The 17239-nt window shown below is 73.0% G+C and carries 18 protein-coding genes; 5 read left to right on the top strand and 13 right to left on the bottom strand.

Annotated features, from left to right (window positions below; genetic code table 11):
- Positions 1–22: 22 nt before the first annotated feature.
- On the bottom strand, positions 23–1204 hold the full coding sequence (locus tag ACWCPN_RS00265) for a winged helix DNA-binding domain-containing protein (protein ID WP_451201373.1): 1182 nt from the start codon (positions 1202–1204) through the stop codon (positions 23–25).
- Between the two features lie 80 nt (positions 1205–1284).
- Positions 1285–2943 carry an alpha/beta fold hydrolase gene (locus ACWCPN_RS00260; RefSeq protein ID WP_451201370.1) on the bottom strand — a complete coding sequence of 553 codons (1659 nt, stop codon included), beginning with the start codon at positions 2941–2943 and terminating at the stop codon, positions 1285–1287.
- A gap of 130 nt (positions 2944–3073) precedes the next feature.
- Between ACWCPN_RS00260 and ACWCPN_RS00255 the strand changes: the two genes are divergently transcribed.
- Positions 3074–3346 carry a hypothetical protein gene (locus ACWCPN_RS00255; protein ID WP_365123095.1) on the top strand — a complete coding sequence of 91 codons (273 nt, stop codon included), beginning with the start codon at positions 3074–3076 and terminating at the stop codon, positions 3344–3346.
- Positions 3347–3365: 19 nt separating this feature from the next.
- Here ACWCPN_RS00255 and pspAB read toward each other — a convergent pair whose 3' ends face one another.
- The 3 genes from pspAB to ACWCPN_RS00240 form a co-directional block, all read right to left on the bottom strand.
- Positions 3366–3950, bottom strand: a complete 585-nt coding sequence (gene pspAB / locus ACWCPN_RS00250) for a PspA-associated protein PspAB (RefSeq protein WP_451201367.1) — start codon at positions 3948–3950, stop codon at positions 3366–3368.
- A gap of 2 nt (positions 3951–3952) precedes the next feature.
- Positions 3953–4873, bottom strand: a complete 921-nt coding sequence (htpX, locus tag ACWCPN_RS00245; protein ID WP_451202261.1) for a zinc metalloprotease HtpX — start codon at positions 4871–4873, stop codon at positions 3953–3955.
- Between the two features lie 279 nt (positions 4874–5152).
- The gene (locus ACWCPN_RS00240; RefSeq protein ID WP_392291363.1) at positions 5153–5410 is read right to left on the bottom strand and encodes an SCO2583/SCO2584 N-terminal domain-containing protein; all 258 of its coding nucleotides are present in this window, start codon (positions 5408–5410) and stop codon (positions 5153–5155) included.
- A 270-nt stretch (positions 5411–5680) separates the two neighbouring features.
- On the opposite strand from ACWCPN_RS00240, the gene ACWCPN_RS00235 reads away from it, so the two are divergent.
- The gene (locus ACWCPN_RS00235) at positions 5681–5935 is read left to right on the top strand and encodes a hypothetical protein (protein WP_199210276.1); all 255 of its coding nucleotides are present in this window, start codon (positions 5681–5683) and stop codon (positions 5933–5935) included.
- 94 nt (positions 5936–6029) lie between these two features.
- Here the strand turns inward: ACWCPN_RS00235 and glnA are convergent, their stop codons facing one another.
- Entirely contained in the window at positions 6030–7439 is a 1410-nt protein-coding gene (gene glnA / locus ACWCPN_RS00230; RefSeq protein WP_451201364.1) for a type I glutamate--ammonia ligase, read from the bottom strand.
- A 209-nt stretch (positions 7440–7648) separates the two neighbouring features.
- Here glnA and ACWCPN_RS00225 point away from each other — a divergent pair, with 209 nt between their 5' ends.
- Positions 7649–8116, top strand: a complete 468-nt coding sequence (locus tag ACWCPN_RS00225) for an RDD family protein (protein WP_451201362.1) — start codon at positions 7649–7651, stop codon at positions 8114–8116.
- Between the two features lie 97 nt (positions 8117–8213).
- Here the strand turns inward: ACWCPN_RS00225 and ACWCPN_RS00220 are convergent, their stop codons facing one another.
- From ACWCPN_RS00220 to lipB, 4 genes are all read right to left on the bottom strand, one after another.
- Positions 8214–8915, bottom strand: coding sequence for a DUF4191 domain-containing protein (locus ACWCPN_RS00220; RefSeq protein ID WP_199213501.1), 702 nt, complete (start codon positions 8913–8915; stop codon positions 8214–8216).
- Positions 8916–8976: 61 nt separating this feature from the next.
- Positions 8977–9174, bottom strand: a complete 198-nt coding sequence (locus ACWCPN_RS00215; RefSeq protein WP_365130575.1) for an SCO2195 family GlnR-regulated protein — start codon at positions 9172–9174, stop codon at positions 8977–8979.
- 228 nt (positions 9175–9402) lie between these two features.
- Positions 9403–10368, bottom strand: coding sequence for a lipoyl synthase (gene lipA / locus ACWCPN_RS00210; RefSeq protein WP_199210273.1), 966 nt, complete (start codon positions 10366–10368; stop codon positions 9403–9405).
- 107 nt (positions 10369–10475) lie between these two features.
- The gene (gene lipB, locus ACWCPN_RS00205; RefSeq protein WP_451201359.1) at positions 10476–11273 is read right to left on the bottom strand and encodes a lipoyl(octanoyl) transferase LipB; all 798 of its coding nucleotides are present in this window, start codon (positions 11271–11273) and stop codon (positions 10476–10478) included.
- A gap of 239 nt (positions 11274–11512) precedes the next feature.
- Here lipB and ACWCPN_RS00200 point away from each other — a divergent pair, with 239 nt between their 5' ends.
- Entirely contained in the window at positions 11513–12982 is a 1470-nt protein-coding gene (locus ACWCPN_RS00200; protein WP_451201357.1) for a regulator, read from the top strand.
- Between the two features lie 8 nt (positions 12983–12990).
- Here the strand turns inward: ACWCPN_RS00200 and ACWCPN_RS00195 are convergent, their stop codons facing one another.
- Together ACWCPN_RS00195 and ACWCPN_RS00190 are read right to left on the bottom strand one after the other, a co-directional pair.
- The gene (locus ACWCPN_RS00195) at positions 12991–14355 is read right to left on the bottom strand and encodes an NAD(P)/FAD-dependent oxidoreductase (protein ID WP_451201354.1); all 1365 of its coding nucleotides are present in this window, start codon (positions 14353–14355) and stop codon (positions 12991–12993) included.
- A gap of 215 nt (positions 14356–14570) precedes the next feature.
- On the bottom strand, positions 14571–15464 hold the full coding sequence (locus tag ACWCPN_RS00190) for a TIGR01777 family oxidoreductase (RefSeq protein ID WP_451201352.1): 894 nt from the start codon (positions 15462–15464) through the stop codon (positions 14571–14573).
- Positions 15465–15520: 56 nt separating this feature from the next.
- On the opposite strand from ACWCPN_RS00190, the gene ACWCPN_RS00185 reads away from it, so the two are divergent.
- Positions 15521–16003, top strand: a complete 483-nt coding sequence (locus ACWCPN_RS00185) for an N-acetyltransferase family protein (protein ID WP_451201350.1) — start codon at positions 15521–15523, stop codon at positions 16001–16003.
- Between the two features lie 36 nt (positions 16004–16039).
- On the opposite strand, the gene ACWCPN_RS00180 is transcribed toward ACWCPN_RS00185, so the two are convergent.
- Positions 16040–17233 carry a MarP family serine protease gene (locus ACWCPN_RS00180; RefSeq protein WP_451201348.1) on the bottom strand — a complete coding sequence of 398 codons (1194 nt, stop codon included), beginning with the start codon at positions 17231–17233 and terminating at the stop codon, positions 16040–16042.
- Positions 17234–17239 lie beyond the last annotated feature (6 nt).

Below are 17239 nucleotides of genomic sequence, written 5' to 3'. Positions count from 1 at the left end.
CCGGCGCGGGGCACCCGGACCGTCAGGCCGAGAGCTCCCGCTCCAGCGGGGTGCGGAACCGCGGGGTGACCCTCGTCGTGCCCAGCCACCCCCGCAGCCGCTCCGCCTCGGTCGCCACCGCCGGCTCCGCCTCCCGGCGGACGCCGGCGTCCGGAATCCGCCAGGCGATCCGGCCGTCCGCGCGCTGGGCCCAGCCGCCCACCACCCGGCCGTTCCACCACACGGTCGGGCCCACGTTGCCGCTGCGGTCGAAGAGCTCCGGGCGCAGCGCCTCGGACAGGTACCAGTCGCGCCGCTGCCAGGCCATGGCCGTCGGGTCCAGCGCCGGCAGCAGGGCCGCCCAGGGGCGCTCGGGAGCCGCCACCGGGTCCACGTCACCGGCCGCCACGAACCCCGTGCCCTCCTCCAGGGCGACCTCGTGTGCGCCGATCGCGGCCAGGGCGCGGCGGACCTCCGTCACCCGCCAGCCGGTCCACCACTTCAGGTCCGCCTCCGTCGCGGGCCCGCAGGCCCGCAGCCAGCGCTCCAGCAGGCCGGCCTGAGCCGCCGCCGGGTCCAGCTCCGGGTGCGGCGGGGCGGGCGCCCAGCGGAACTGGCTGGACGTCCAGGAGCCGAGCGGACGGCCCCGGACCACCTTGCCCTCCACGCCGAGCACCCGCAGCAGACGCGAGGAGACCGTGTGGACCCCCTCGTAGCTCTTGCCCGCCGCGTACACGAACTGCTCGCGCAGCCGCGGCTCGTCCGCCGTCAGCTCCGCCGCCGTCGCCTGCCCGCGCCGGCCCAGCGCCGCCAGCGCGGACGCCTCCACCTCCGCCAGCCACGCGGCGTCCGGGGCCCCCGCCTTCGCCATGTCCTTGACCAGCGAGGCGCGTTCCCGCGCGGCCACCGTGAGCCCCGTCGACGCGTGCACCACGGCGGTCAGCTCCGCGGGGAACACGAACACCGTGTGCCGCATGCCGTGCATACGGACCAGCGTCCGGTCCTCGTACAGCGCCCGTTCCGTCTCCGGCACCGCCTTCGCCGCGTCGGCGAGCCGCGTCGCCACCGCCAGGTACACCGTCGCCGGGTCCGTGCCGTGCAGGGCCACCAGGGCGGCGGCCACCTCCTCCGGGGCCGCCGCCCGCGCCGCGTCCGCGAGGCGGTGGCGCAGCGCCAGCCGCGCCCACCGCTCCGCCGTACCGATGTGCCGCCGTCCGTCGCCCATGCCGGCCTCCCCGTCGCTCGCCGTGCCGTACCCAGCATGCCCGCCGAAACCACCGGCGGACGCCGTCCGGCGCCCGTGGGTCAGCCGTACCGCTCCATCAGCCCGCCCACGTAGGCCGTCAGCCGCTCGCCCAGCACCTCGGGCGTCAGATCGGTGCGGCCCAGCTCGCGCCAGGGCCCGGCCAGCTTCGCCGCGTCGGGGGAGTAGGCCAGCGCGTCGAGCAGCCGCCAGTACAGATGGTCCGGGCCGTCCGCCAGACCGTGGCCGCCGTGCCGCTCGTAGCGGTCCCGGAAGGCCAGCCCGTGCCCGGGGCCGTGCAGCAGCGCCAGCGCCGTGGAGCAGTGGGCGACGTCCAGGTCGGCCGGCCCCCACGAGGTCTCCACCCAGTCGACGACCCCGCTCACCCGGAGCCCGTCCCCGGCCCCGGTGAACAGCACGTTGCCGGGGTGGTAGTCCCGGTGCAGGAACCGCCCCCGGTACGGCGGAGGGTCGCGCCGGATGACGTCCACCGCGCGCTCCCACAACGCGCCCCCCGGCGTACGCACCTGCCCGGGCGAGGTCCACGCCTGGTACGGACGCGGCCGCTCCGCCGGCTCGACCGCGTGGATGCGGACCAGCTGGGCGGCGAGCAGGTCCAGCCGCCGGTCCAGGAACTCCCCGTCCTCGTCGTCCACCCGCACCAGACCCGGCATCCGGGTCATCAGCAGGCTGGGGTGGTCGCAGTGCTCCGCGGTGGCGTCGACGCCGACCAGGGCCGGGGCCGGAACGCCCTCCTGCCCGGCGAGCAGACCGAGCACCGCCGCCTCCCGGGACAGCAGCCCCGGGGCGTGCCGCCGGAAGAACGGCCGCACGAACGTGCGCAGCACCAGTTCCTCCCCGTCGTCCAGCGTGAGTGCCCGCATCTGCGCGGACCAGCCCCCGGACAGCGGACGGGAGTCCACGACCCCGCGGCCCGGCGGCAGCCGCCCGGCCACCCAGTCCCGGGTCGCCGCCCAGGCACCGTCCCCGAGACCGCCCAGCAGCGCGGCCGCCAGGGCGCGCCGGTCCCCGGGGTGGTCCTGGAGCCACAGCCCCAACCGGTGCCCGGCGTCCGGGAGTTCGAGCCTGGTGTAGTGGGCGCGTGCCGACAGCGCGTCCTGCACCGCCTCCGTCACCTCCGGCGGGATCACGTCGTCCGTGCCCGGTACGGCGAGCACCGCCCGCCCCGCGAACGCGCGCAGCACCTCCAGCGCCGGGGAGGTACGCCAGCTTCCGGGCCTGCGGATGACCGTGCTGAACCGCCGGCTGCCGTCACCGAAGGGCTCGTCCCAGGCCTCCGGCGCGTACACGGCGGGCGCGCACAGGCCCACCGCCACGACCCGGCGCGCGTAGTGGCGGACCAGATCCGCGACCGTCTGCCCGCTCATGCTGAACCCCACCAGCACCAGCGGATCGTCCGCCGGGGCGTGCGCGTCGATCACCGCGACCGCCTGCGCGAACCGCCGCCGCAGGCTCGACTCCGCGAGCGCGCCGGTGCTCTCACCGTGCCCGGAGAAGTCGAAGGCCAGGGCGTGCGCGCCGCGGCCGGCGAACTCGGCGAGCAGCGGCAGCAGCCGTTCCTTGCTGCCGTTCCCCGCGCCGTGCAGGAGCACGGCCGTCACCCGTCCGGGTGGACCGGCGCTCACCCCGCTGATCCGCTCACCGTCGCACGCGTACCCGAAGTCCTTGTACTCGCCTTCGAACGCGGGGAGTTCGCCCATGCACGCCATTCACTCACACGCGCCGGACCGCGCGGAAAACGAGGTGCGCGGCGGGATGCGGCCTCCCTACCCTGAACAAACGGCGCGAAGCCGACACCCGCCCCCGCTCACCTCATGGAGGAGGTCCGTCATGCGTGGCATCGTCAGCACCGGGACCGTCGTCCTGGTGATCCTCGGATTCGGGAACCACACCTGGTGGCTCGCCGCCGGCGTGCTGCTCTACCTGTACGCGAAGTACGGACGGGGCGCGCCCGCCGCACCCCCGCCGGCCGGCGCGGGCCCGGCGCCCGACTCCTACCGGGCGTACCGCGAGCGCCGTGACCGCCAGGCCAAGTGGGAGCGCCGCTACCGTCGCGAGCGCCCCTTCGAGACCCGTCGCCAGGCGCGCGAGAAGAGCAGGTGAGCCGAGGCGTGCCCGGTCGTCACAGACCGGGCGCGCCCCACACCGGGAACCACCGGCCGAGATCCGGCTCGATCCGCAGATCACTCGAGAGCGCCGCCTTCACCCGCAGCTCCAGCGCGCTGTCCCGGCGCTCGGCGGTGCCGGGGAGCGGGGCGAAGGGGAAGAAGGTGCCCCGCTTGTACAGGTAGACGAGGGCCAGCCGCCGGCCGGTGCCGTTCGTGAAGGTGGTCAGTGAGCACAGCAGCTGGGGGCCGAAGCCGTTGGCCTCCAGGGAGGTGTTCACCGCGTGCAGGTCGTTGACCAGCTCGGGGAGCTGCTCGGGCGGCCGGCGGGAGATCAGCCAGGAGTAGCCGTAGCCGTCCTGGGTGAGCTCCACCGGGTTCCCCGACCGGCCGGCGTCCGCGTCGAGCAGTTCCTGGATCTCGCGGTGGGTCTGCTCGAAGGCCGCGCCCTCGACCGTGGCGAAGCACACCGCGCCGACGCCGGCCGGCGTGAACCCGGCCGCCGCCTCGAGCGTGATCGCGGCCGAGGGCAGCGCGAACAGCCGGTCCAGGTCGGGTGCGACCGGTTTCGTGCGGCCGAGCAGGATGTCCAGCAGCCCCATGCTCAGCCCGCCTTGCCCGGAGCGGCCGCCTCGCCCAGCTCCGCGGAGATCCGCCCGAGCTGGTCGAGCCGCTGCTGCAGGGTCGGGTGGGTGGAGAAGAACCGCTCGATGCCGGGCTCCTTGCCGGTCGCCGGGGTGAAGTAGAAGGCGTTGAAGGCCTGCGCCGTGCGCAGGTCCTCGGTCGGGATCCGGGCGATGTCCCCGGAGACCTTGGTGAGTGCCGACGCCAGCGCCGAGGGCCGGCCGGTCAGGTGCGCGGCGGCCCGGTCGGCCGCCAGTTCCCGGTACCTCGACAGTGCCCGGATCAGCAGGAAGCTGATCGCGTACACGGCCGCGGAGACGGCCATCACGGCGGCGAAGACGGCGGCCGTGTTCTGGTCCCTGCGGCCGCCGCCGAGCACCTGCGAGTAGAAGGCGAACCGCACGATCAGTCCCGCGATCACGCCGAGGAACGACGCGATGGTGATCACGGCGACGTCCTTGTGCGCCACGTGCGACAGCTCGTGCGCGAGCACGCCCTCCAGCTCGGCGGGCTCCAGCCGGCGCAGCAGCCCGGTGGTCACGCAGACCACGGCGTGGTCGGGGCTGCGCCCGGTCGCGAACGCGTTCGGCATGCCCATCTCGGAGACGGCGATCACCGGTTTCGGCATGTCCGCGATCGCGCACAGCCGGTCGACCACGGCGTGCAGTTCGGGATACTCCTCCCGCTCCACGACCCGCCCGCGCATGGCGAACATCGCGATCCGGTCGGAGAACCAGAACTGCGCGACGAACATCGCCCCGACCACCACGACGACCAGCAGCCAGGACTTCAGCAACACGATCAACGCGGCGACGAAGGCCACGTACAGCAGTCCGAGCAGGAACAGCGTGACCGACATCCGCACGGTCAGCCGCCGATCGCTCCGGAAGCGGCTCTGCATCTTGCACCACCCCACGGTCAGGCACTCGTCCCGCTGTCCAGTGTGCACCTGCGGGTACCCCTGCGGGGGACCCTGGACGGGCCGTTCACCGGGAGTGACGGACTAGGTCGTGTCCGCGAAGTCACGCCTGCGTCGCGGCGCCCGGCACGCACTCTCGCCGCACCGGCCGGAAGCCCGAGTACACCCGGCACGAGGGCATCCGGCCGGCACGCCGAGAGCACGCACCGGACGCCGCAACGCCCGCCCTGCGGGCGAACGACGCGACTTTGCGGACACGACCTAGTACGGCGAGTGCATCTGCGCGTAGCCGAGCAGGACGATCACCGCGGCGACGCAGCCGAGGACCACGGCCGTCGATATCCACGAGGACCGGCGCGGCGCCGTGCGCTCCGGGTCGGCACGGAAGGGCGCCGGGTCCGGCGGGTTCTCCTTCCAGCGGGCGGCGAGCATCCGGGCGCGGGCCGAAGGCTCTTTGTGCTCAGCCGAGTTCGCCCACTTGTGATCGAACTCTTTCTCCCAGTCGTGCTGTTCGGACATCCCCGTTCAACCTCTCTCGTCGGACAGAGCCAGGGCGATGATCTCCCGAGAATAGGAGCCGTGGGAAGCGGCAAAGGTTGCCCAGGATGCTGGGTGACCAGCGGACGGCTAGCATCGAGAGGAGAAGCCGCACTGCGGGCTGCGTCATGGTGACACCCCGCTACGACATTCGTGCGGCCCCCTACGACCGCGCCGGACTCTCGCTCCGAGGCCGCGGCCATCCGACTCGTGCCCGGAAAGCCGCACGAGGGGTGGAAGGAAGGTGGATCCATGAAAGCACATCGCGCGAGGCGTCTCGCCGCAGTGTCCGCCGTCGGCGTCCTGATGGCAGGCGGAGCCGTCGCAACCTCGGCGGCCGGCGCATCGGCGGCCACCCCGAGCCACGTCACGCAGGTCAGCACCAACCGGGGCTGCGACTGGTGGGGCAACTGCTTCGACCGCTTCAACCGCTTCGACCGGGGCGACTTCTTCCGCAACAACTTCAACAACGGCGGAGTACCGGTCGTCATCGTCGTGGTGAGCTGACAGACGGCACGGCGGAGGGCCGCCACCCGGACACGTTCCGGGTGGCGGCCCTCCGCACGGGACCCCCGGGACCTCCCGGTCCCGGGGGCACCTGTCACACGTCGAAGTACAGCTCGAACTCGTGCGGGTGCGGACGGAGCTGCAGCGGCGCGATCTCGTTCGTGCGCTTGTAGTCGATCCACGTCTCGATCAGGTCCGGCGTGAAGACGTCGCCCTGGAGCAGGAACTCGTGGTCGGCCTCGAGGCGGTCGAGAACGGCGCCGAGCGAGGTCGGGACCTGGGCCACGTTGGCGTGCTCCTCGGGAGCCAGCTCGTAGAGGTCCTTGTCGATCGGCTCGGCCGGCTCGATCTTGTTCTTGATGCCGTCCAGGCCCGCGAGCAGCAGCGCGGAGAACGCCAGGTACGGGTTGCCGGAGGAGTCCGGGGCGCGGAACTCGACGCGCTTGGCCTTCGGGTTCGAGCCGGTGATCGGGATACGCATCGCGGCGGAGCGGTTGCGCTGCGAGTACACCAGGTTGATCGGCGCCTCGAAGCCCGGCACCAGGCGGTGGTAGGAGTTCACCGTCGGGTTGGTGAAGGCCAGCAGCGACGGGGCGTGCTTGAGGATGCCGCCGATGTAGTAGCGGGCCGTGTCCGACAGGCCCGCGTAACCGGCCTCGTCGTAGAACAGCGGGTCGCCGTTGCTCCAGAGCGACTGGTGCACGTGCATGCCCGAGCCGTTGTCACCGAAGATCGGCTTCGGCATGAAGGTCGCGGTCTTGCCGTTCTTCCAGGCCACGTTCTTCACGATGTACTTGAAGAGCATGAGGTCGTCGGCGGCGGCGAGCAGCGTGTTGAACTTGTAGTTGATCTCGGCCTGGCCGGCGGTGCCCACCTCGTGGTGCTGGCGCTCGACCTTCAGGCCGGACCGCTCCAGCTCCAGGGAGATCTCGGCGCGCAGGTCGGCGAAGTGGTCGACCGGCGGGACCGGGAAGTAGCCGCCCTTGTAGCGGACCTTGTAACCACGGTTGTTCTCCATGGCGCCGGTGTTCCAGGCACCCGCCTCGGAGTCGATGTGGTAGAAGGACTCGTTCGCGCCCGTCGCGAAGCGGACGGAGTCGAAGACGTAGAACTCGGCCTCGGGACCGAAGTACGCGGTGTCCGCGATACCGGTCGACGCGAGGTAGGCCTCGGCCTTCTTCGCCACGTTGCGCGGGTCACGGGAGTACTGCTCGCCCGTGATCGGGTCGTGGATGAAGAAGTTGATGTTGAGCGTCTTGTCCCGGCGGAAGGGGTCGACGCGCGCGGTGGACAGGTCGGGACGCAGGGACATGTCCGACTCGTGGATGGCCTGGAAACCGCGGATCGACGACCCGTCGAAGGCCTGCTCGTCGTCGGGGTCGAACGCCTCGGCGGGCAACGTGAAGTGCTGCATGACGCCCGGCAGGTCGCAGAACCGGACGTCGACGAACTTGACGTCCTCGTCCGCGATGAACTTCTTGGCCTCGTCGGCGTTCTGGAACATCCAGCTCCTCCTACTCCCGACCATCCCGCCGGGGTGGTAGATCGTTCGTGCGGCCCGTGCGGTGGCACACGCTGCCCTCGACCCTAGGGACGGGTGATTTCTCGGGCGTGACCCATTTGTTTCGCAGAAGTTAACCGGCTACCCCACCACCCTAGCCCCGACACACCCCTGTGCGCCCTGCCCGAATCCGGGCGCAGTACCGTGGACGGGTGGACAACAGGCAAGCAATGGGATCGTGGCTCTCCGGGCCGCGCGCGGCGCTGGAAGACGCCGGCGCCGACTTCGGATACCGGGGCGAGCAGCTCGGACTGCCCGAGGAGGGGCCGAACTCGATCGCCCGGCCCGGCAGGCGCCTGGGCGCGCTGGCCGTGGACTGGGGTCTGAGCGTCTTGATCGCATACGGCCTGATCACGCACGGCGACAGCCCCGCGACCAGCAACTGGGCCCTGCTCGTCTTCTTCGTGATGAGCGTCCTGACCGTCGGCACGATCGGCTTCACGCCCGGCAAACGCCTCTTCGGCATCCGGGTCGTGGCCCTGGAGACCGGCACCGTGCACCCGGGGCGCGCGCTGCTGCGCTCGGTGCTGCTCTGCCTCGCGGTCCCCGCGCTGATCTGGGACCGGGACGGCCGCGGCCTGCACGACCGGCTCGCCAGGACCGTCGAGGTCCGCCTGTAGCGCCCGCGTCACGCCGTCACGTCGGCGGCGGCACGCCGTCACGACGAAGGGGGCGCCCGGACCAGGTCCGGGCGCCCCCTTTCTCGTACGAGGAGTTCTAGCGGGCCTTGGGGCCGCCCTTCGGCATCCGCATGCCCTTCGGCATCGGGCCCTTGGGCAGCGGCATGTTGCTCATCAGGTCGCCGAGGGCGCGCAGCCGGTCGTTGGTGGCCGTGACCTGCGGGCCGGTCAGCACGCGCGGGTACTTCAGCAGGGTCGTGCGCAGCTTCTTCAGCTCGACCTGGCCCTCGCCGGTACCGACGATCACGTCGTGCACCGGGACGTCCGCGACGATGCGGTTCATCTTCTTCTTCTCGGCGGCCAGCAGGACCTTCACCCGGTTCGGGTTGCCCTCCGCGACCAGCACGATGCCCGCCTTGCCGACCGCCCGGTGCACCACGTCCTGGCTGCGGTTCATCGCCACCGCCGGAGTCGTCGTCCAGCCCCGGCCGATGTTGTCCAGCACGGCCGCGGCGGCGCCCGGCTGGCCCTCCATCTGCCCGAAGGCGGCCCGCTCGGCCCGGCGGCCGAACACGATCGCCGTGGCCAGGAATCCGAGCAGCAGGCCCAGGACGCCCAGGTAGTACGGGTGGCCGATCAAGAAACCGATCGCGAGGAAGACACCGAAGGTGCCGATACCGACAGCCGCGAGTACAAGACCGAGCTTCTTGTCGGCCTTGCGGGTCATCTTGTACGTGAGGGCGATCTGCTTCAGTCGCCCTGCGTTCGCGGCGTCCGCCGCGTTTTCCTTCCTCGCCATGCCACGAAGTCTACGTGGCCCCGGGAGCGCCCACGACGGCAGTGCCCGCGGGGAAGGAGGTTCAGGGGCGGCCGGCGGCCTGCTCGAGCACGCGCTGCGCCTCGAACCGGTCCTTGGCGCGGCGGCGGTCCTCCAGGACGGAGTTCCAGGCGTTGCGGCGGGCGGTGCGCTGCCCACTGCTCATGAGCAGGGACTCGACGGCGCGGAGCGCGTCGGTGAAGGACGGAATGGGTGTGGCGCGAACGGGCGCGGCCTGCATGATCGGTGTCCCCTTCGTCACTGGTGGGATACGGGGCGTGATAACAGAGTCACTGATTGGTGTTACCAGGGCGTGACCGGCCGGTCAAACGCCCGTGAAGCCTCGGTGTGGAACCCCGGAACGCCGACGCGGCCCCGGCGACGCCCTCATCAGCGAGGACGGCCGGGACCGCGTCGACTCGGCCATTACTGGCCAGTAGTAACTTGTGCGTGAATTCACACGCTCGGCTCACATGGCCTGGGCGGCGATGTAGGAGCCCCGCTTCTCGACGGCCATCTGGTACAGGCGCCCCGCGCGGTACGACGACCGCACCAGCGGGCCGGACATCACGCCGGAGAAGCCGATCTGCTCGGCCTCCTCCTTGAGCTCCACGAACTCGTGCGGCTTCACCCAGCGCTCCACCGGGTGGTGGCGCACGGAGGGGCGCAGGTACTGGGTGATGGTGACCAGCTCGCAGCCGGCGTCGTGGAGCTGCTTCAGCGCCTCGCCGACCTCCTCGCGGGTCTCGCCCATGCCGAGGATCAGGTTGGACTTGGTGACCAGACCGAAGTCGCGGGCCTCGGTGATGACCTTCAGGGAGCGCTCGTAGCGGAAGCCGGGGCGGATGCGCTTGAAGATCCGCGGCACCGTCTCGACGTTGTGCGCGAACACCTCCGGCCGGGACTCGAAGACCTCGGCGAGCTGCTCCGGGACCGCGTTGAAGTCGGGCGCGAGCAGCTCGACCTTGGTCCGGCCGGCCTCGCGCTCCGCCGTCTGCGCGTGGATCTGGCGCACGGTCTCCGCGTACAGCCAGGCGCCGCCGTCCTCCAGGTCGTCGCGGGCGACGCCGGTGATGGTGGCGTAGTTCAGGTCCATGGTGACCACGGACTCGCCCACGCGGCGCGGCTCGTCACGGTCGAGCGCCTCGGGCTTGCCGGTGTCGATCTGGCAGAAGTCGCAGCGCCGGGTGCACTGGTCGCCGCCGATGAGGAAGGTCGCCTCGCGGTCCTCCCAGCACTCGTAGATGTTCGGGCAGCCGGCTTCCTGGCAGACCGTGTGCAGGCCCTCGCTCTTCACGAGGTTCTGCATCTTCGTGTACTCGGGACCCATTTTCGCCCGGGTCTTGATCCACTCGGGCTTGCGCTCGATGGGGGTCTGGCTGTTGCGGACCTCCAGGCGCAGCATCTTGCGTCCGTCGGGTGCGACTGCGGACACGACCGGCTCCCTGTGACTTCGATTCCTCGGCGTACACCAGGGTACGCCCGTATTTACTGAGCCCTGCCGCCGAGGCCAACCCCGGGGCCGCAGGGCGCATTCCCGGATCAGGCGGAGGCCTTCTCCACCAATCGCGGCTTGAGGTCCGCGTTCTGCAGCACGTCCCGCAGGTGCCGCTCGACCACCGGCAGGACGTCCTCGACCGTGATGTCCCGGCCCAGCTCCGCGGCCAGCGAGGCCACGCCGGCGTCCCGGATGCCGCACGGGATGATCCGGTCGAACCACTTGTTGTCGGGGTTCACGTTCAGCGCGAACCCGTGCATCGTGACGCCCTTGGCCACCCGGATGCCGATGGCGGCGATCTTGCGGTCCTCGCGGCGCTGGCCGGCGTTGGAGGGAGCGTACTCGGGGCCGTTCAGCCGGGGGTCGAACTCCTCGTCCGTCAGCCGCGGGTCGAAGTCGAGGGAGAGCCCTCCGAGCGCCGGCCGCTGTTCGACCGGGTCGCCGAGCACCCACACCCCGCTGCGGCCCTCGACCCGGGTGGTCTCCAGGCCGAACTCGGCGCAGGTGCGGATCAGGGCCTCCTCGAGGCGGCGCACGTGGGCGACGACGTCCACCGGGCGGGGCAGCTTCTGGATCGGGTAGCCCACGAGCTGGCCGGGTCCGTGCCAGGTGATCTTGCCGCCGCGGTCCACGTCGACCACCGGGGTCCCGTCCAGCGGGCGCTCGCTGTCCTCGGTGCGGCGGCCCGCGGTGTAGACCGGCGGGTGCTCCAGCAGGATGACGGTGTCCGGGACCTCGTCGGCGAACCGGGCCGCGTGCACCCGGCGCTGCTCGTCCCACGCCTCCTGGTACTCGACGGCGTCCGCGCCGAACCCCATGTGGACGAACCGCAACTCACTCACGGCAAGCGCCTCCCTCAGCGAACCGGTGTCAGGCGCGTGGCGCGCCCACGCCACTGTACGACCGTCCGGCGTACGTCAGCCCGGAGAGCAATCCTCACACGATCGGATGAATGAACCGGGAACGGTGCGATCGTCTGCTCACTCTCCGCTACATTCGCGCCGTCCACGAGGCCATAAGGGCTGCTCACCGGCAATCCGGGCACGACAGCAGAGCCGTAAGGCAGGAGAACGCACCGCAGATGACGGACCGACCCGCGCAGCGCACCCCCAACCGCCAGCTCGCCGCGCTCATCGCAGAAGCGGGGTTCTCCAACGCGGGTCTGGCCCGTCGCGTCGACCAGCTCGGCCTGGAGCACGGGCTGGACCTCAGATACGACAAGACCTCGGTCACCCGCTGGCTGCGCGGCCAGCAGCCCCGGGGTACCACGCCCGCGCTCATCGCCGAGGTGTTCACCCGCCGGCTCGGGCGCCGGCTCACGGCCCAGGATCTCGGCCTGGACGCCTGTGCGCCGGTGTACGCAGGGCTCGAGTTCGCGGCCACTCCGGAGGAGGCCGTCGACATCGTCAGCGGGCTGTGGCGCAAGGACTCCGGCAGCCACGCCGAGCTGCGCAAGATCGCCTTCACCCCGGCCGGTCTCGTCGTGCCCAGCCGGGACTGGCTGATCGGCAAGGCCGACGACCGGGTGGCCCGCGACCCGGTGGCCCGGGTGCCGGCCCAGGGCAGGCCGGCCGCCGTCAGGAGCCGGCTCGAGGCGGTGACCGCCCCGGCGGCCCGGCCCCGCGGCCAGGCCGAGCGGGCGCCCGGCCACCGGGTCACCGGCGGTGACATCGCCGCGCTGCGCTCGGTCGCCGAGCTCTTCCGCACCCTCGACGACGCCTACGGCGGCGGCCACGCCCGGCAGGCCCTCGTGCGCTACCTGGAGCACGAGTGCGAGCCGCTGCTGCGCGGCGCCTACGACGAGCAGACCGGGCGGCGCCTGTTCGCGGCGTCCGCCGACCTCACCCGGCTCGCCGGCTGGACCTCTTACGACATCGCCGCACACGGGCTCGCCCAGCGCTACTACGTGCAGGCCCTGCGGCTCGCCCAGGCGGCCGGCGACCGGTCCTACGGCTCCTACGTGCTCGTCACCATGAGCCGTCAGGCCGTCTACCTCGGGCACGGCAGGGAGGCCGTGCAGCTCGCGCGGGTGGCGCAGCAGGGCGTCGGGACCGCCGCCCCGCCGGTGGTGCAGGCGCTGCTGCACGCCGCCGAGGCCCGCGCGCACGGGGTGCTGGGCGAGGTACGGGCGTGCACCGGGGCACTGGTACGGGCCGAGCGCGCCCTGGAGGCGGCCCGGCCCGGGGACGAGGTGCCGTACTGGGCCCGGTTCTTCGACGAGGCGCAGCTCGCCGACGAGTTCGGGCACTGCCACCGCGACCTCCAGCAGTTCCGGGCGGCGGCGCAGCACGCCGAGCGTTCCCTGCAACTGCGCGCCCCCGCCTACGCCCGCAGCCGCCTGTTCTGCCGGGTCGTCCTCGCCACCGCCCGGCTCGGCCTCGGCGAACTCGACCAGGCGTGCGCGCTGGCGGCGGAGGCCGCCGGCCAGGCGGCCCAGATGCGGTCCGCGCGGGCCGTCGAGTACGTCAGGGACTTCGAGCGGCGCCTGGAGCCGTACCGGGACGCGGCTCCCGTGCGGGGCTACCGCGAGAAGGTGGCCGCGCTCGGCTAGGGGGCGGCTCAGGCGGCCCTCGGCAGGGTCGGCGCGGGATCCGACCGGTGCATCGACCCCGCCGCGCCCAGGTCCGCGAGGACGGCCGCCGCCGCCCGGTGGGCCGAGTGCAGGGCGCCCTGGACGGTGCTGGTGTCGCGGTGGTCGCCGCAGACGTACAGGCCGGCCAGCAGCCGTACCGGGCGGCGCAGGTCGTGCGGGGGGCGCATGGCCGGCACCGCCTCCGGGGTGTGGTGCACCGCCAGCGTCTCCCAGCGCCGGGTCGAGGTGCCGTACAGCCGGGACAGATGGATGCGCACGGCCGTGTCGATCCCGTCGGACGGGGTGCCCAGCACGGTCGAGGAGATCAGCACCCGCCCCGCCGGTGCCCGGCTCGGGTCGACGTTGCTGAGCACCGCCGTGTGCGCGACCGGTCCGCCGCGGTCGGCGTCCAGCAGCAGCGAGGTGCCGGTGGCGAAGGCCGCCGCCGGGTCGTCCGTGGTGTGGTGCAGGACCGTCACCGGGTGGAAGTCCGGCACCCTGAGGCCCGGCAGCAGCTCCGCCGCGGCCCGCGCGTCGGTCGCCAGCAGCACCGCGCGGCAGCGGATCTCGCCGTGCTCGGCGGTGGTCACCGAGGTCGTGGAGACCGAGGTGACCCGTACCCCGGTGCGCACGGTGCCGGACGGCAGCGTCTGGGCCAGCAGCTCCGGCAGCGCCTCGGCGCCGCCCTCCGGCACGCACAGCCGGCCGCTGGCGAAGGCGCGCAGCGCCAGGTCCGCGCACCGGCTGGACGTGGACAGTTCCGGGTCGCAGAGCAGCGCGGCGAGCAGCGGGCGCAGGAAGCCCTCGATGGTGCGCGCGGGCACCCCCCGGGCCGCGAGCGCCTGCGCCGCGGGCAGCTCCGGCCGGGACAGCAGGCGCTCGACCGGGGTGACGGCGATCCGGCCCAGAGCGGTGCCGAGCCGGGCCTGGTCGACCGCGCCGCCGACCGGAGCGCCGGTCCGGCCGGGTGGGGCCGCCGGACCCCGGGGGGCGCTCGCCAGGGCGCGCACCACGTGAAGTGCGCCCCTTGCGCTCCCCGCGGCCGCCGGTGCGCCCGCGCGGTGCGTGCGCCCGTCGCGATGCAGCAGCACGCCCGGCGCGAACCGGCGCAGGGTGAGCGCACCGAGCCCCGGCGTCAGGCGGAGTTCGGGATACGACGTGGACAGCAGCTGTCCTATGCGGTCGAGCCGGAAGCCGTCGACCTTCTCGGTCGACATGCGGCCGCCCACGCAGGGGGCGGCCTCCAGGACTGCGGTGGTTACTCCTGCGCTGGTGAGCCGGTGGGCCGCCGAGAGTCCGGCGATCCCGGCTCCCACGATGACGACGTCCACCTGGTACGCGGGCTCAAGCACGAGGCCCCTCCTGTGGTTGCGCGGCCGGTGGAGACGTCATGCCCCCAACTGGCTCCAGGGATACCCGAGTTCGGCTCGAGGTTAGGTCCCTGGCCGGTCAGGGGCAGTCAGCGCATCGACAGAGCACGGTCGCACGGCGGTCGCATTCGGTCACAAGAGAACTCAACAGATCACACGAGGGCTCAGGAGATGCCGACGGGGCACCTGACCGCCGGTCAGGCCGCGCGGATCGCGTCCTCGATGCCCGGGAACGCGAACGTGAACCCCGACTCCAGCAGCCGCTTCGGGAGCACCCGCTGACTGCCCAGCACGTCCCCGGCCATCTCGCCCAGCGCCGCCCGCAGCACCGGCTCCGGCACCGCGAACACCGTCGGCCGGTGCAGCACCCGGCCCATCGCCTCCGTGACCTCACGGTTCGTCAGCGGCTGCGGCGCGGTCAGGTTGAACGGCCCGGAGGCGGTGTCGTCGTCGATGAGGTGCCGGATCGCGGCGACCTCGTCGTGCAGCGCGATGTACGACCAGTACTGCCGCCCGCTCCCCAGACGCCCCCCGAGCCCCGCCTTGAACAGCGGGAACAGCCGGCCCCACGCCCCGCCGCCCCGCGCGACCACCAGACCCGTGCGCAGGAACACCGTCCGCACCCCCGCCTCCTGCACGGGCGCCGCGGCCTCCTCCCACTCCACGCACAGCGAGGGCAGGAAACCCTCACCGGGCGGCTCGTCCTCGTCCACCGCGCGGTCCCCGGTGTCGCCGTAGATGCCCATGGCGCTGCCGCTCACATAGACCCGCGGCGGGGTGTCCAGCGAGGCCACCGCCTCCGCCAGCGCGGCCGTGCCGAGCACCCGGCTGTCCCGGATCAGCCGCTTGTACTCCGGCGTCCAGCGCCGGTCCCCGATGCCCGCACCGGCGAGGTTGACCACCGCGTCGCAGCCGGCCAGCCCGGCCGCGTCCACCTGCTGCCGCTCCGGGTCCCAGCGGACCTCGTCTCCGTTCCGGGGCGCGCGGCGGACCAGGCGCACCACCTCGTGCCCGTCGGCGGTCAGGGACCGCACCAGGGCGCTGCCGATGAGACCGGACGCACCGGCCACCGCGATTCGCGAACGTTCCATGCGCCCATCCTTCCCCGCCGCGGCCGTTCCTCTCCGCCCTGCCTAAGGTGACCTGCATGCCGTCCATACGCATGGCCCTGCCCGCCGACGAGGAGGAGCTGGCCCTCCTCGACCGGGCCGCCTGGTCCCCGCTGCACGCCGTACTGCCCGCACCGCGGCCGCCGTACCCGCCCTTCTTCGACGAGCGGCACCGGCCGGAGGACTACCTCGTCGCCGAAGTGGACGGACGCGTCGCCGGCTACATCCGCCTCGTCCTGCCCACCGCGCTGGCCGCCAACGCCCACGTCCGCCAGATCCAGGGCCTGGTCGTCTCCGACGAGGTCCGGGGCAAGGGCGTCGGCGGGGCGCTGGTCCGGGCCGCCGTCGAGGAGGCGCGGGCGCGGGGCGCGCGCCGCCTGACCCTGCGCGTGCTCGGGCACAACACCCCGGCCCGGCGGCTCTACGAGTCCCAGGGCTTCGCGGTCGAGGGCGTGCTGCCGGGGGAGTGGCTGATCGAGGGCGCCTTCGTCGACGACGTGCTCATGGGACGCGCCCTCTGAGGCCCGTACCCCCGGAGCGTTCCGTGGCCACGCGCCCTACGACGTGACGAGGTGGCCGGTGTCGACCGGTGCCGTGGCCGCGGCCCCGGCCGAGGCGTCGCGCGCCACCTCGTCCGCCGTCAGCGCGTACCCCGTCTCGGCGTCCGAGGTGGAGCGGGCGAAGACCACGCCGAACACCCGGCCGTCGGACGACAGCAGCGGGCCCCCGGAGTTGCCGGGCCGCACCGTCGAGCGGATCGAGTAGATCTCCCGGGTGACCGTCCGGGTGCTGTAGATGTTCTGGCCCCGTGCCCGCACCCGGTTCGCCACCGTGGCCGCCTGCAGGTCGAGGCCGCCGTCCTGCGGATAGCCCGCGACCACCGCCGGCGCGCCGCGCACCGCGCTGTGGTCGAACCGCAGCACCGGGGCGCGCAGCCGGGGCACGTACAGCACCGCCACGTCCCGGTCCGGGTCGAAGAGCACCACGCGGGCCCGGTACGCCGGCCCGATCCCGCCCACCCGCACGTTCGGGTGGTCGATGCCCGCCACCACGTGCGCGTTGGTCATCACGTGCCGGGCCGAGAACACGAAGCCGCTGCCCTCGCGGCCCTCGGTGCCGAAGGCCCCCTCGATCTTCACCGAGCTGCGCCTGGCCGCGCTCGCCGCCGCGGACGTGACGCTGTCCCCGGTGGGCCGGGCCACCTGGGCCGTCGACTCGTTCTCGAAGGGGTTGAAGACCTGCGGGAACCCCGCCTCCGTCAGCGCGGAGGTGGCCCGCGAGAACCACACCGGGGTGGTCTCCGGCATCGCCCGCTGCACCGCGCCCAGTACCGCCGAGTTCCGGATCGCCGTGGTCACGGTCTGCGAGGAGGAGGCGCCCAGCACGCTCGCCGCGACCCAGGCCACGATCAGCACGGCGACCGAGTTCGCCACCGCGCCCCCCGTACCGTCCGCCACCCGCAGCGGGCCCCGGCCGTCCCCGTCCAGCCGGCGCCGCAGCCGCAGCGCCGGCCGGGCCGCCAGCTCGTGCCCCACCACGCCCGGCACCAGCACGGTCAGCACCGCCAGCACGGTCGCCGCCGCCGATCCGCGCGCGGCGAGGCCGGTCACCCACGGCAGCGCCCACACCCCGACCGCCGCGCCGCCCAGGAACCCGGCCAGGGACAGGCAGCCGGCCACCAGCCCGCGCCGGTAACCGGACACCGCGTAGACGGCGACCACCAGTGCGAGCACCAGGTCGAGCAGGTCCACGGAGCC

The sequence above is a fragment of the Streptomyces sp. NPDC002386 genome (genome assembly GCF_053593175.1).
Note: the sequence above shows the minus strand (reverse complement) of the source record. Positions and strands in the feature narration are given on the sequence as shown.